Annotated in this window: 12 protein-coding genes; 5 read left to right on the top strand and 7 right to left on the bottom strand. The window is 69.0% G+C overall.

The annotated features are described in order from the left end of the window. Position 1: 1 nt before the first annotated feature. The 6 genes from DO944_RS01680 to sufB form a co-directional block, all read right to left on the bottom strand. Positions 2 to 1,180, bottom strand: a complete 1,179-nt coding sequence (locus DO944_RS01680; RefSeq protein ID WP_112614052.1) for a MalY/PatB family protein — start codon at positions 1,178 to 1,180, stop codon at positions 2 to 4. A 109-nt stretch (positions 1,181 to 1,289) separates the two neighbouring features. After that, complete coding sequence (locus DO944_RS01675; RefSeq protein WP_023951434.1) at positions 1,290 to 1,619, bottom strand: metal-sulfur cluster assembly factor; 330 nt, start codon at positions 1,617 to 1,619, stop codon at positions 1,290 to 1,292. A gap of 9 nt (positions 1,620 to 1,628) precedes the next feature. Then, positions 1,629 to 2,399: a Fe-S cluster assembly ATPase SufC gene (gene sufC, locus DO944_RS01670; RefSeq protein WP_112614050.1), complete on the bottom strand. Its 771-nt coding sequence runs from the start codon at positions 2,397 to 2,399 to the stop codon at positions 1,629 to 1,631. Positions 2,400 to 2,414: 15 nt separating this feature from the next. Then, a complete protein-coding gene (locus tag DO944_RS01665; protein WP_112614048.1) occupies positions 2,415 to 2,744 on the bottom strand; it encodes a non-heme iron oxygenase ferredoxin subunit in 330 nt (109 codons plus the stop codon). Then, complete coding sequence (gene sufD / locus DO944_RS01660; protein WP_112614046.1) at positions 2,741 to 3,925, bottom strand: Fe-S cluster assembly protein SufD; 1,185 nt, start codon at positions 3,923 to 3,925, stop codon at positions 2,741 to 2,743. The genes DO944_RS01665 and sufD overlap by 4 nt, the downstream gene beginning before the upstream one ends. Position 3,926: 1 nt before the next feature. Then, a complete protein-coding gene (gene sufB / locus DO944_RS01655; protein ID WP_023951442.1) occupies positions 3,927 to 5,345 on the bottom strand; it encodes a Fe-S cluster assembly protein SufB in 1,419 nt (472 codons plus the stop codon). Positions 5,346 to 5,590: 245 nt separating this feature from the next. Between sufB and DO944_RS01650 the strand changes: the two genes are divergently transcribed. Both DO944_RS01650 and DO944_RS01645 read left to right on the top strand, forming a co-directional pair. Then, on the top strand, positions 5,591 to 6,559 hold the full coding sequence (locus tag DO944_RS01650; RefSeq protein ID WP_112614044.1) for a heme A synthase: 969 nt from the start codon (positions 5,591 to 5,593) through the stop codon (positions 6,557 to 6,559). A 79-nt stretch (positions 6,560 to 6,638) separates the two neighbouring features. After that, positions 6,639 to 7,115, top strand: coding sequence for a dinucleotide-utilizing enzyme (locus DO944_RS01645; RefSeq protein WP_112614042.1), 477 nt, complete (start codon positions 6,639 to 6,641; stop codon positions 7,113 to 7,115). 272 nt (positions 7,116 to 7,387) lie between these two features. On the opposite strand, the gene DO944_RS01640 is transcribed toward DO944_RS01645, so the two are convergent. Beyond that, on the bottom strand, positions 7,388 to 8,320 hold the full coding sequence (locus DO944_RS01640; protein ID WP_112615075.1) for a heme o synthase: 933 nt from the start codon (positions 8,318 to 8,320) through the stop codon (positions 7,388 to 7,390). A gap of 222 nt (positions 8,321 to 8,542) precedes the next feature. Between DO944_RS01640 and tkt the strand changes: the two genes are divergently transcribed. From tkt to DO944_RS01625, 3 genes are read left to right on the top strand one after another with little or no spacing between them, the layout of a single operon-like run. Beyond that, complete coding sequence (gene tkt, locus DO944_RS01635; protein WP_112614040.1) at positions 8,543 to 10,621, top strand: transketolase; 2,079 nt, start codon at positions 8,543 to 8,545, stop codon at positions 10,619 to 10,621. Further along, positions 10,618 to 11,724: a transaldolase gene (tal, locus tag DO944_RS01630; RefSeq protein ID WP_112614038.1), complete on the top strand. Its 1,107-nt coding sequence runs from the start codon at positions 10,618 to 10,620 to the stop codon at positions 11,722 to 11,724. Before tkt ends, tal begins: the two co-directional genes overlap by 4 nt. Continuing rightward, positions 11,721 to 13,340 carry a glucose-6-phosphate isomerase gene (locus DO944_RS01625; RefSeq protein ID WP_112614036.1) on the top strand — a complete coding sequence of 540 codons (1,620 nt, stop codon included), beginning with the start codon at positions 11,721 to 11,723 and terminating at the stop codon, positions 13,338 to 13,340. Before tal ends, DO944_RS01625 begins: the two co-directional genes overlap by 4 nt. Positions 13,341 to 13,346: the final 6 nt, after the last annotated feature.

Below are 13,346 nucleotides of genomic sequence, written 5' to 3'. Positions count from 1 at the left end.
TTCAGCCGCGGGTGAGCACCGTCTGACGCGCGAACGCACCGACACGGCTGACGGCGTCTCGCAGTACCTCGGGCCCACAGCCGAAGTTCAGGCGCACGTGCCCGATGCCCTCCGTACCGAAGAACGGGCCGTGGTGGAGGGCGACACGGGAACCTTCTCGGATCGGGTCGGCTGGATCATCGCCCCAGCCGTACGCCGACACGTCGATCCACGCGAGGAATCCCGCGTCGGGGATGCGAAAGCGCGCCAGCGGAAGGTGCTCGGTCAGCAGCTCGCCCAACAGCCGCCGGTTGACATCGAGGCGCGCGAGCAGGCCGTCGAGCCAGGCATCGGATTCCGGCGAGAAGGCGGCGATCGCTGCGAGCGCGCCGAAGAGCCCCGTGCGCCACTCCACCTCCCAGGGCAGTCCCCGAACGACGTCAGCGTTCGTCTCGGATGCCGTCACGAGCACGGCGCATTTCAGTCCAGCGAGGTTGTAGGCCTTCGACGCGCTCGTGACCGCGAAGCCGACGGCGGCGGCTTCCGGCGATGCCGTGAGGAACGGGGTGAAGACGACGTCGGCTGCCGCAAGGGGACCGTGGATCTCGTCGCTGATCACGACGGCGCCGTACCGGTGCGCGAGGGTCGCGAGCGCACGGAGCGATTCCAGCGAGTGCACGGTTCCCGTGGGGTTGTGCGGGTTGCAGAGCAGAACGGCCCGCGCGCCCCCGGCGAGGGCTCGCTCGATGCCGTCGAGGTCGAGCTCCCAGCCCGTGCCGGTGTCGACGAGGGGCACCTCTTCGACGATAGCGCCCGCCTCTGCCACCGTGTCGAAGAACGGCGGATACACCGGCGGGTTGACGACGACGCGATCGCCCGGCGAGACCGTGGCGCGCAGGAGCTCGACGACGCCCATCATGACGTCCCCGGTCCAGCGGACCCGGCTCGGGTCGACCGTCCATCCCCATCGCCGCTGGGCGAACCCGACGAACGCCTCCGCGATACCGGGCTGCGGAGGCGTATAACCGGTGTCACCCATCTCCACCGCGTCGCGCAGAGCCTGCGTGATGGGCTCCGCGAGCGCGAAATCGGTCTCCGCGACGAACATCGGGATGACGTCGTGCGGGTACGATCGCCATTTCGTGCTCGACCGTCGCCGCAGCGTCTCGAGCGGGAGGGCGTCGAGGGGCTGGATGCTCATTCGGCGAGCCTAGTCGCGGGTCCGGGCGCACCGCCGGCAGGTGTCGCCGCATGACGAAAGCCCCCGTCTCCGCCGTCCGGCGGCCACGGGGGCTTGTCTGCGGAAGTCGTCAGATCGCGAAACCGAGGGCGCGCATCATGTCGCGGCCATCGTCCGTGATGCGCTCGGGGCCCCACGGCGGCATCCACACCCAGTTGATGCGGAAACGGTCCACGACGTTGTCGAGAGCCTGAGCCGTCTGCTCCTCCAGCACGTCCGTCAGCGGGCAGCCCGCCGAGGTCAGCGTCATGTGGATGATGAGAGCGTCGTTCTCGTCGTCCCACGCGAGGTCGTAGATGAGGCCCAGGTCGACGACATTGATCCCCAGCTCGGGATCCATGACGTCCTTGAGAGCCTCGGTGACCTCGTCGTACTTCTCGGGCGCGAGTGTTGCGGTCATGTAACGATCTTACGCGTCGACGGGGGTGTCGGCGTCGAGGAAGCGGTCGTAGCCCTCTTCCTCGAGTCGGTCGGCGAGCTCGGGGCCGCCCTCCTCGACGATCCGTCCCTTGACCATGACGTGGACGAACTGCGGCTGGATGTAGCGCAGGATGCGGGTGTAGTGCGTGATCAGCAGCACGCCCAGGTCGGTGTCGGCCTTCGCGCGGTTCACACCTTCCGAGACGATCTTGAGCGCGTCGACGTCGAGGCCGGAGTCGGTCTCATCGAGCACCGCGATCTTCGGCTTGAGCAGCTCGAGCTGGAGGATCTCGTGGCGCTTCTTCTCGCCGCCCGAGAACCCTTCGTTGACGTTGCGCTGCGCGAACTTCGGGTCCATGCGCAGGTTGGCCATCGCCTGCTTGACATCCTTGGTCCACGAGCGGATCGCCGGAGCCTCGCCCGCGACGGCCGTCTTGGCCGTGCGGAGGAAGTTGGTGACCGTGATGCCGGGCACCTCGACCGGGTACTGCATCGCGAGGAAGAGGCCCGCGCGAGCGCGCTCGTCGACGGACATCTCGAGGACATCCTCGCCGTCGAGCGAGATCGAGCCGCCGGTCACGGTGTACTTGGGATGTCCGGCGATCGCGTAGGCGAGCGTCGACTTTCCGGAGCCGTTGGGCCCCATGATCGCGTGGGTCTCGCCCGTGCGCACCGTGAGGGTGACACCGTTGAGGATCGGGGTGGCCCCCGCCTCGGTCTCGACCGTCACGTGCAGGTCGCGGATCTCGAGAACAGACATGTCGGGTTCCTTACTTCACTTCACATCGCGGGTCACGGCGGGGTCGATGAGGATGTCATCCCCGTCGATCGTGACCTCGTAAACGGGGACCGGCTCGTAGGCCGGAAGATTCAGGGGCTGGCCGGTGCGCAGCGAGAATGCCGAGCCGTGCGCCCAGCACTCCAGCGTGTCGCCCTCCACGAAGCCCTCGGCGAGCGAGATGTCGCCGTGGGTGCAGGTGTCGCCGATCGCGTGCACCTCGCCGTTGGCGTCGAGGACGACGGCCATGGGGACCTTGTCGATGACGACGCGCACCGCCGTGTCCTGCTCCAGCTCGCTGAGCTTCAGGACCTTCTGCGCGGTCACGCGCCGGCTCCGGCTGCGAGCTCGGCCTCGATCGCCTGCAGCAGCTCGTCCGCAAGCTCGTCCACGCCCATCTTCTGGACGATCTCGGCGAGGAATCCGAGCACGACCAGGCGGCGCGCCTCGGCCTCGGGGATGCCGCGCGCCTGCAGGTAGAACAGCTGCTGGTCGTCGAACCGGCCGGTCGCGCTCGCGTGACCCGCGCCCTGGATGTCGCCGGTCTCGATCTCGAGGTTCGGGATCGAGTCGGCACGCGCGCCATCGGTGAGGACGAGGTTGCGGTTCGCCTCGTAGGAGTCGGTGCCCACGGCGTCGGGGCCGATCAGCACGTCGCCGATCCAGACGCTGTGGGCACTCTCGCCCTGCAGCGCACCCTTGTACAGGACGTCGCCGACGGTCTGGGGGCCCTTGTGGTGGAGGTACACCTGGCTCTCGAGGTGCTGGCCGGAGTCGGCGAACGACAGACCGTACATCCGCCCCTCGGCCCCGGAGCCGGCGAGTTCGAGCGACGGGTTCACGCGGACCACCGCGCCGCCGAGGCTCACCACGACGTGGGTGAGCGAGGCGTCGCGGTCGACGCGGGCCTGGTGCGCCGCGGCGTGGACAGCGTCGTCGTCCCAGCGCTGCAGCGACACGACCGTGAGGGCCGAGCCGTCGCGAGCGATGATCTCGACGTTCTGCGCGTGGGCGGCGGTCCCCTCGTGGCGGAGGATGACGGTGCCCCGCGCGTTCGGCATGGCTTCGATCACGACGTGCGCGTGGGCCAGGCCGCCGTTGCCGCGGAGGCTGACCACGACCGGCTCATTCAGCTCGACGCCTGCGGGGATCCGCAGCAGCGGCGCCTCGGCCTCTTGCGACCACGCGATGGCGCTCGGCAGGTCCTCGGGACGGAAGACCTCGCCGCGGGGCGCATCGCCGACGCGGAGCCGGGCCTGCTCGACCTCGGCGGGCGCGCTCACCTCGACCGAGACGACGCCGGTCGGGCCGGCCTCGTCGACCAGCAGCGGGGCCAACCGGTCGATGGGGGTGTGCTTCCAATTGACCTCGCGGCCCGTCGGGGCGCCGAAATCGGCCGGGTCGTACGACGACGGCCGCTCGGAACGCGTCTGGACGGGCACGAATGCCGCTGCAGGGTCGATGTGGCCCTTCTCGCCGGTGGCGGGGGCCTGGGTGACGCTGGTCATATCAGCCGACGCTGCCTTCCATGCCCATCTCGATGAGCTTGTTGAGTTCGAGGGCGTACTCCATCGGGAGCTCGCGCGCGATCGGCTCGATGAAGCCGCGCACGATCATGGCCATCGCCTCGTCCTCGGGCATACCGCGGCTCATGAGGTAGAACAGCTGCTCCTCGGACACCTTCGACACGGTGGCCTCGTGCCCGAGCTGGACGTCGTCGACGCGGATGTCGATCGCGGGGTACGTGTCGGACCGCGAGATGGTGTCGACGAGCAGGGCGTCGCAGCGCACGGTGTTGGCCGAGTGATGCGCGTTCGCGTCGACCCGGACCTCTCCGCGGTAGCCGGCTCGGCCGCCGCCGCGCGCGATCGACTTCGAGACGATCGACGACTGGGTGTAGGGCGCCATGTGGATCATCTTGGCGCCGGCGTCCTGATGCTGACCGGGACCGGCGAAGGCGACCGACAGGGTCTCGCCCTTCGCGTGCTCGCCCATGAGGTAGATCGACGGGTACTTCATCGTCACCTTGGAGCCGATGTTGCCGTCGACCCACTCCATCGTCGCGCCTTCGTGGGCGACGGCGCGCTTGGTGACGAGGTTGTACACGTTGTTCGACCAGTTCTGGATCGTCGTGTAGCGAACGCGGGCGTTCTTCTTCACGATGATCTCCACGACCGCCGAATGCAGCGAGTCGCTCTTGTAGATCGGCGCGGTGCATCCCTCGATGTAGTGGACGTAGCTGTCCTCATCGGCGATGATCAGCGTCCGCTCGAACTGCCCCATGTTCTCGGTGTTGATCCGGAAGTAGGCCTGCAGCGGGATCTCGACGTGGACGCCCTTGGGGACGTAGACGAACGAGCCGCCCGACCACACGGCGGTGTTCAGGGCAGCGAACTTGTTGTCGCCTGCGGGGATGACGGTGCCGAAGTACTCCTCGAAGAACTCCGGGTGCTCCCGCAGGGCCGTGTCGGTGTCCATGAAGATGACGCCCTGCGCCTCGAGGTCCTCGCGGATCTGGTGGTAGACGACCTCGGACTCGTACTGGGCGGCGACGCCGGCGACGAGACGCTGCCGCTCGGCCTCGGGGATGCCGAGCTTCTCGTACGTCTCGCGGATTTCCTCGGGGAGGTCCTCCCACGACTGCGCCTGCTTCTCGGTCGAGCGCACGAAGTACTTGATGTTGTCGAAGTCGATGTCGCTGAGGTCGGCACCCCACGTGGGCATCGGCTTGCGGCCGAACAGCTGATAGCCCTTCAGACGCGTCTTCAGCATCCACTCCGGCTCGTTCTTGAGGGCCGAGATCCCGCGGACCACGTCCTCGTTGATGCCGCGTTGCGCGACAGCGCCCGCGGCATCCGTGTCGTGCCAGCCGAACTCGTACACCCCCAGGCCTTCGAGTTCCGGTCGGTCGATCAGCACATCCGACATGACTTTCCTCCTCTTCGCACCGCAACGGTGTCATCCGTCCCGGCATTCCCGACTCCGACGGGAGTCACGTGGACGGGGATGCCGATTCGCGGGCCTGATGGACGCGGATGCCGCGCCTAGACTATGAGGGACGACGTGCACACGCGCCGCCATCCCGAACACACCCGATTCTACAGGCAACGCCCCCATCCGCGGGCCTGCCCGGAACGTACGAGGCGCGAATCGAGCGCCCCCGGAGGAGTCCGATGTCACTGGTCCGAACCCGCCCCGGACTCGTCGCGACGATCATGCCCGCCGCCATCACGCGATGGACGCGCGTCATGGGATGGCTTCTCGTCATCACGAACATCGGCATCGTCGGCACCGGCGGCCTCGTCCGGCTCACCGGATCGGGCATGGGGTGCGAGACGTGGCCGTACTGCACGGAGGGATCGCTCACCCCGACGCCCGAGATGGGCATCCACGGTCTCATCGAGTTCGGCAACCGCACCCTCACCGGCGTGCTCGTCATCGTCGCCCTGCTCGCTTTCCTCTCCGTCGTCCGCCTTCGCGCGACGCGACGCGAGCTGCCCATCCTGAGCTTCCTGGTCGGCCTCGGGATCATCGTGCAGGCGGTCGTCGGCGGCATTACGGTCTGGCTTCACCTCCACCCGAGCATCGTCGGGCTCCACTACCTCATCTCGGCGGCGCTTGTCGCGCTGGCGACGGCGTTCCTCGTGCGCGTCTATGCGACGCCCGGCCCGCGCGCGCGGATCGTGCCGCGGGCGTACGCCATCACCACGCACGTGACGACGCTCGCGGTGACCGTGACGGTCGTCGTCGGCATCCTCCTCACCGGAGCGGGGCCCCACGCCGGTGACGACGCCGCCGCCCGCAACGGCCTCGACCCGATCTTCTGGCAGCACGTTCACAGCTGGCCCGCATACATCACCCTCGTGCTGACGCTCGTCCTCGTGTCGGGCGCCATCCGGCTCCCCCGCACGACCGGCTTGCAGCGCTGGACGGGCCTCTTGCTCGGCATCGAGCTGCTGCAGATCGCGGTCGGCCTGTGGCAGGCGCGCACGGGCCTGCCGATCGCGCTCGTGAACATCCACATGGTGCTCGCCGTGGCCCTCGTAGCCGCGATGGTCGCCGTCGTGATGTCGCTGAAGGCTCCGCTGTCGAGCGTGGCGCCCGCGACCGAACGAGAGGTCGCGCACACAGAAGCCTCATAGGCTTCGGAAGGGGCACGCAGAGGTCGATCCCCCAGAGTGTTCGAGGCCGCCGACAGCGGTCGCGACACGAAGGAGCACCATGAGCGTTCACCCCCGCATTGTCCGCAGCATCCCGTTCTGGATCCTCGTTGCCGGATCGGTTGCCGCGATCGGCGGTGGCACCTACGTCCTGGTCGAGAAGCTCAGCCACATGGAGGCGACCATTCTCGACAACACCGCCACGGGTGTCGACGTCTACGTCGGCCAGATCTGGGGCGTGTTCGGCGGCATCCTCCTCGGCGCCGGCGTCGTCGGTCTGGCTCTGGCCCTCGCCACCGCGGCGCTGAGCTCGGTCTTCCCGCGGGAGCCGCGCCGCACCGCCGGAGAGCAGGATCGGCATGCAGCTGTGCCCGCCTCGGAGCATGTCATCTCGGAGCCCGTGGTCTCGGAGCGCGCGGCCTCGGAGCCGGCGGTCTCGACCGAGACGACCGCGGTTTCGGCCGCAGACACGACGGCGCCCGACCCGGCCACGACCTCGACCCTGGAGTCGCCGTCCAACGACCCGCAGCAGCGCTGACCCACGCCGCCACACCCTCAGAACGGCCGTCCTCCGCGGCACTCGGGCTTCCCGGGTGAGGAGGGCGGCCGTTCTGCACGCGCCAGCACTCGGGTCGACCCCGACCGGGTTCACCTGGCAGCTCGCGCCCCCACCCATGCGCTGAGGGGGGCGGCACCTGTCAAGCGAACCCGGGCCTGCAGATCCAGATGGCAGCTCGCGCACCTACCCACGCGCCGAAGGGACCCCACCTGTCAAGTGAGCCCAGTGAGCCCAGCCGCGCGGGCGCGACCTCAGAAGGGCAGCAGCGGGTCGACCGCGATGGCCACGAAGACCAGCGTCAGGTAGGTGATCGAGGCGTGGAACACGCGCATGGGGCGAGCCTGCTCGCCGCGGACGGCGCGGTTGTACAGACGGTGCGACTCGTAGAGGAACCACCCGCCGAAGACGATCGCCGAGACGGTGTACACGAGCCCCATCGGCGCCACCGGGATGAGCAGCAGCGAGCACGCGACGGTCGCCCACGCGTAGAGGATGACCTGAAGGCCGACCTGCGACCCGTTGCGGGTTGCGCCCAGCATGGGCACGTCGACCTCGTCGTAGTCGTTCTTGTACTTCATCGACAGCGGCCAGTAGTGCGGCGGCGTCCAGAGGAAGACGAGAACGAACAGGATGAGCGCCGCCCACGAGAGCGAGCCGGTCACGGCCGACCATCCGATCACGACCGGGAAACAACCCGCGATGCCGCCCCAGACGATGTTCTGCTCCGTGCGGCGCTTCAGGATCATCGTGTAGATCACGACGTAGAAGAAGATGGCGAAGACGCTGAGGGATGCCGCGACCCAGTTCGTCGTCACGGCGAGCCACACCGTGGATGCCACCGCGAGCGTCCACGCGAAGATCAACGCGCCGCGGGCCGAGACCTCGCCCGTCACGATGGGTCGGTTCTCGGTGCGCTTCATGTGCGCGTCGATGTCGCGGTCGAGGTACATGTTGAACGCGGCGGCGGACCCGGCGCTCATCGCGCCTCCGACGACCGTCGCGAGCACGAGCCAGAGATTCGGAAGACCGCCGGCCGCGAGGATCATGACCGGCACCGTCGTCACCAGCAGCAGCTCGAGCACGCGGGGCTTCGTGAGCGCGACATACGCGCGGACGGTCGCGCCGAACGACGTGCCACGAGAGGTGTCGACGGAGGCCGAACCGGCAGTCGTCGTGATGTCCATCGCTCCCCGCATCTCACCGCTGTGAACCTGTCCAGTCTAGGGCATCCGCCGAGGAGGGCCTCCGCGGGGCCGCCCTACCACGACTGTCACATGACGACGTGCGCGCCCCGGCCGTCTGGCGTCCTCGCTATGCTGAGGTCATACGCGCGCCGGCGCCGAACCCCTCCCTTCCTGACTGCGGAGCGGCATGCGCAGGCGCTGCCTCTCGAGAAAGGCGACCGAGTGTCGGAACTTCGTTGGGACGAGATCGATCGGCGCGCGGTGGACACCGCCCGCGTCCTGGCCGCGGATGCGGTGGAGAAGGTGGGCAACGGCCACCCGGGTACGGCCATGAGCCTCGCCCCCGCCGCCTACCTCCTGTATCAGCGCGTGCTGCGGCACGACCCCACGGACACCGACTGGCTCGGGCGCGACCGCTTCATCCTGTCAGCGGGTCACTCTTCCCTCACGCAGTACGTGCAGCTCTACCTCGGCGGCTTCGGTCTCGAGCTCGATGATCTGAAGGCGTTGCGCACCTGGGGCTCGCTGACCCCGGGACACCCCGAGTACGGCCACACCAAGGGCGTCGAGATCACGACCGGCCCGCTCGGCCAGGGCCTCGCCACCTCCGTCGGCTTCGCCTACGCGGCTCGCTACGAGCGCGGTCTGTTCGACCCCGAGGCGCCGGCCGGCACCTCGCCGTTCGACCACTTCATCTACGTCATCGCGAGCGACGGCGACATCCAGGAGGGCATCACGGCCGAGGCCGGATCGCTCGCCGGACACCAGCAGCTCGGCAACCTGATCGCGATCTACGACGCGAACCAGATCTCGATCGAGGACGACACGAACGTCGCCTTCACCGAGGATGTCGCAGCGCGTTACGAGGCCTACGGCTGGCACGTGCAGACGGTCGACTGGAAGAGCACGGGCGAATACGTCGAAGACGTGGCCGCCCTCTACTCCGCGATCGAGGCGGCGAAGGGCGAGACCGACAAGCCCTCCCTCATCGTCCTCAAGACGATCATCGGCTGGCCGGCTCCCGGCAAGCAGAACACCGGCAAGATCCACGGCTCCGCGCTCGGTGCCGACGAGCTCGCCGCCACGAAGAAGGTGCTCGGGTTCGACCCCGAGAAGAGCTTCGAGGTCGCCGACGACGTCATCAGCCACACCCGTTCCCTCGCCGAGCGCGCGGCGGCCGAGCGCGCCGAATGGCAGAAGTCGTTCGACGCCTGGGCCGAGGCCAACCCTGAGCGCAAGGCGCTGCTCGATCGCCTCGAGTCCGGCGAGCTGCCGGCCGACGTGTCGGTCCCCGCGTTCGAGGCGGGCAAGGCCGTGTCGACCCGCGCCGCGAGCGGTCAGGTCATCAACGCGCTCGCCGACCAGCTCCCCGAGCTCTGGGGCGGATCCGCCGACCTCGCCGAGTCGAACCTGACGACGATCAAGTCGGGCAAGAGCTTCATCCCCACCGAGTGGTCGACGCACGAGTGGTCGGGCGACCCGTACGGCCGCGTCCTGCACTTCGGCATCCGCGAGCACGCGATGGGCGCGATCGTCAACGGCATCGTCCTGCACGGCAAGACGCGCGCCTTCGGCGGCACCTTCCTCATCTTCAGCGACTACATGCGCCCCGCGGTGCGCCTGGCCGCCCTGATGAACATCCCGTCGATCTACGTGTGGACGCACGACTCCATCGCCCTCGGCGAGGACGGCCCGACGCACCAGCCGATCGAGCAGATCTCGTCGCTGCGACTCATCCCCAACTTCACGGTCGTCCGTCCGGCCGACGCCAACGAGACCGCGGCCGCGTGGCACGAGCTGCTGCGCCGCCAGGCCGGCCCCGCGGGCATCGCCCTGACGCGTCAGAACATCCCGGTGTTCCCGCGCGGTGAGGACGGCTTCGCAACCACGGACGGCGTGGCGAAGGGCGCGTACGTGCTCATCGATGCCGAGGGCGGCCAGCCGGACGTCATCATCATCGCCACCGGTTCCGAGGTGCAGCTGGCTGTCGAAGCCCGCGAGGCTCTCGCCGCGGACGGCATCCAGGCCCGCGTCGTCTCGGCCCCCGCGCTCGAATGGTTCGCCGAGCAGGACGAGGCGTACCGCGAGTCGGTGCTGCCCGCAGCCGTCCGTGCGCGCGTCTCCGTCGAGGCCGGTGCCACCCCGCTGTGGCGCTCCATCGTCGGCGACACCGGACGCTCGGTCGGCATCGACCACTTCGGCGCTTCGGCCGACTACCAGACCCTGTTCGAGAAGTTCGGAATCACCACCGAGGCCGTCGTCGCGGCCGCCCGCGCAACCGTTGAGGAGAACAACGCATGAGCACGCCCACCCAGGACCTCTCCGACGCCGGCGTCAGCATCTGGCTCGACGACCTGTCGCGTCAGCGCATCACGACCGGCAACCTGCAGGAGCTCATCGACACCCGCAACGTCGTCGGCGTGACGACGAACCCCTCGATCTTCCAGGCCGCCATCAGCGCGGGCGTCGGATACGAGGAGGCCATTGAGGCGCAGGCCAAGGCCGGAGCCTCCACCGACGACACGATCTTCGAGCTGACGACGACGGACGTGCGCAACGCGTCCGACATCTTCCGCCCGATCTTCGACAAGACGGGCGGCGTCGACGGTCGCGTGTCGATCGAGGTCTCCCCCGACCTCGCGCACGACACCGACGCCACCATCGCCGAGGCCAAGAAGCTCGCCGCCGCGGTCGACCGCCCCAACGTCCTGATCAAGATCCCCGCGACTAAGGCCGGCCTGCCCGCGATCACCGAGGTCATCGCCGCCGGCATCAGCGTCAACGTCACGCTGATCTTCTCGCTCGAGCGCTACAACGAGGTCATCGACGCCTACCTCGCCGGCCTGGAACGCGCCCGCGAGGCGGGCATCGACCTCGGTGGCATCCACTCGGTCGCGTCGTTCTTCGTCTCGCGTGTGGACACCGAGGTCGACAAGCGCCTCACGGCGATCGGATCGGATGCCGCGAACGAGCTGAAGTCGCTCGCCGGTGTCGCCAACGCGCGCCTGGCTTACGAGCTCTTCGAGAAGAAGTTCGCCGAGCAGCGCGCCCAGGACCTCGTCGCCGCCGGCGCGAACCTGCAGCGTCCGCTGTGGGCCTCGACCGGTGTCAAGGACCCCGCGCTGCCGGACACCCTCTACGTCACCGAGCTCGTCGCCCCCGGCACCGTCAACACGATGCCCGAGAAGACCCTCGAGGCGACGTTCGACCATGGTGTGATCTCCGGCGACACCGTCACCGGCGCCTACGATGCCGCGCACAAGGTCTTCGCCGACCTCGCCGAGGTGGGAATCGACCTCGAAGACGTCACCCAGTTGCTGGAGGACGAGGGCGTCGACAAGTTCATCGCGTCGTGGCACGACCTGCAGGGCACGGTGACGGCGGCTCTGGAGAGCGCCCGTTGAGCTTCGAGATCCACGTCTCGGGGCACGTCTCCGACGTCGTCGAGAAGACCGTGCCCCGACTCGTGACCGATCTGGTGGCGAGCGGCATCACCGCCGGTGACGCCGACCTGTGGGGTCCTGATGCCGCCGCCGAGGCGTCCCACCGACTCGGCTGGGTGCAGGCCGTCACCGTGTCGCGTCCGCTCGTCGCCGAGATCGAGGCGCTGCGCTCCGAGCTCCTCGGCCGGGGTATCACGCGCGTCGTGCTGGCCGGGATGGGTGGCTCGTCGCTCGCTCCCGAGGTCATCGCCCGCACGCACGGTGTGCCGCTGACGATCCTCGACTCCACCGCCCCCGGGCAGGTCCTGGCGGCCATCGACGGCGACCCGGAGACAGGCGGTCTCGCCGAGACCGTCCTCGTCGTCTCGTCGAAGTCGGGTTCGACGGTCGAGACCGATTCGGCGCGTCGCGCCTTCGCTGCTGCGTGGAGCGATCTCGGTATCGATCCGGCCGATCGCATCGTCGTCGTCACCGACCCGGGCTCGCCGCTCGAGCGCGAGGCGCGCGAAGCGGGACACCGGGTGTTCACCGCCGACCCGACGGTCGGAGGGCGCTATTCGGCGCTCACGGCCTTCGGCCTCGTGCCGGCGGGATTGGCGGGGGCCGACATCGGGCAGCTGCTCGACGAAGCCGATGCGACCCTGCTCGAAGTGGCCGTGGACGACCCGCGCAACCCCGCTCTCGTGCTCGCCGCGGCGATCGCGGGCGGCGAACCGCGCCGCGACAAGCTGGCCCTCATCAGCGACGGGACCCACATCGTGGGACTCCCCGATTGGATCGAGCAGCTGGTCGCCGAATCGACCGGGAAGGCCGGCACCGGCATCCTGCCCGTCGTCGCCACCCCGCTTTCCCCCGAGCTCGACCTCCTTCCCGATGACCTGCAGGTCGTGCGACTCGTCGGCGACGCGGTCCACTTCCAGATCCTCGAGCAGCACCCCGGCGAGGTGCTCGTCAGCGGTTCCCTGGGCGCTCAGTTCCTGGTGTGGGAGTACGCCACAGCGATTGCCGGTCGCCTGCTCGGGATTAACCCCTTTGACCAGCCCGACGTCGAGGCGGCGAAGACCGCCGCGCGGGGCCTGCTCGATGCGCAGCCCGCGTCGACCGCGCCGCTGTTCGTCGAGGACGGCGTCGAAGTGCGGGTGTCCGATCCCGCCCTCGCGGCGGATCGCACGCTCGCGGGGGTCCTCGCGAATCTGTGGCGGGTCGTCCCGACCGACGGATACGTCGCCGTCCAGGCCTATGTCGATCGCACCGCCGTGCCGCAGCTGGCCGGCGTGCGCGAACTGATCGCCGCCGACTCCGGCCGCCCCACCACGTTCGGGTGGGGACCGCGGTTCCTGCACTCGACCGGTCAGTACCACAAGGGCGGCCCGGCGAACGGCGTGTTCGTCCAGATCACCGAGCGCACGGACGTCGACCTCGAGATTCCGGGTCGTCCCTTCACGTTCGGCCGTCTGATCGAAGCGCAGGCCTCCGGCGACGCCGCGGTCCTCGCCGAGCGCGGCCGCCCCGTCGTGACGCTCACCCTGACGGACCCCGCGACCGAGGTCCTCACCCTTTTCGAAGCCGCCCAGTAGGAAGAC

It is taken from the genome of Microbacterium sp. SMR1 (assembly GCF_003289625.1).
GTDB lineage: Bacteria > Actinomycetota > Actinomycetes > Actinomycetales > Microbacteriaceae > Microbacterium > Microbacterium plantarum.
This window is presented reverse-complemented; position numbering and strand designations above follow the sequence as displayed.

What these genes read in the sequence shown, in the direction of transcription:
- sufB (WP_023951442.1), bottom strand. Translation starts at nt 5,345, where the DNA reads ATGTCGGATGTGCTGATCGACCGACCGGAACTCGAAGGCCTGGGGGTG.
- sufD (WP_112614046.1), bottom strand. Translation starts at nt 3,925, where the DNA reads ATGACCAGCGTCACCCAGGCCCCCGCCACCGGCGAGAAGGGCCACATC.
- tal (WP_112614038.1), top strand. Translation starts at nt 10,618, where the DNA reads ATGAGCACGCCCACCCAGGACCTCTCCGACGCCGGCGTCAGCATCTGG.
- DO944_RS01645 (WP_112614042.1), top strand. Translation starts at nt 6,639, where the DNA reads ATGAGCGTTCACCCCCGCATTGTCCGCAGCATCCCGTTCTGGATCCTC.
- DO944_RS01675 (WP_023951434.1), bottom strand. Translation starts at nt 1,619, where the DNA reads ATGACCGCAACACTCGCGCCCGAGAAGTACGACGAGGTCACCGAGGCT.
- sufC (WP_112614050.1), bottom strand. Translation starts at nt 2,399, where the DNA reads ATGTCTGTTCTCGAGATCCGCGACCTGCACGTGACGGTCGAGACCGAG.
- DO944_RS01650 (WP_112614044.1), top strand. Translation starts at nt 5,591, where the DNA reads ATGTCACTGGTCCGAACCCGCCCCGGACTCGTCGCGACGATCATGCCC.
- DO944_RS01680 (WP_112614052.1), bottom strand. Translation starts at nt 1,180, where the DNA reads ATGAGCATCCAGCCCCTCGACGCCCTCCCGCTCGAGACGCTGCGGCGA.
- DO944_RS01640 (WP_112615075.1), bottom strand. Translation starts at nt 8,320, where the DNA reads ATGGACATCACGACGACTGCCGGTTCGGCCTCCGTCGACACCTCTCGT.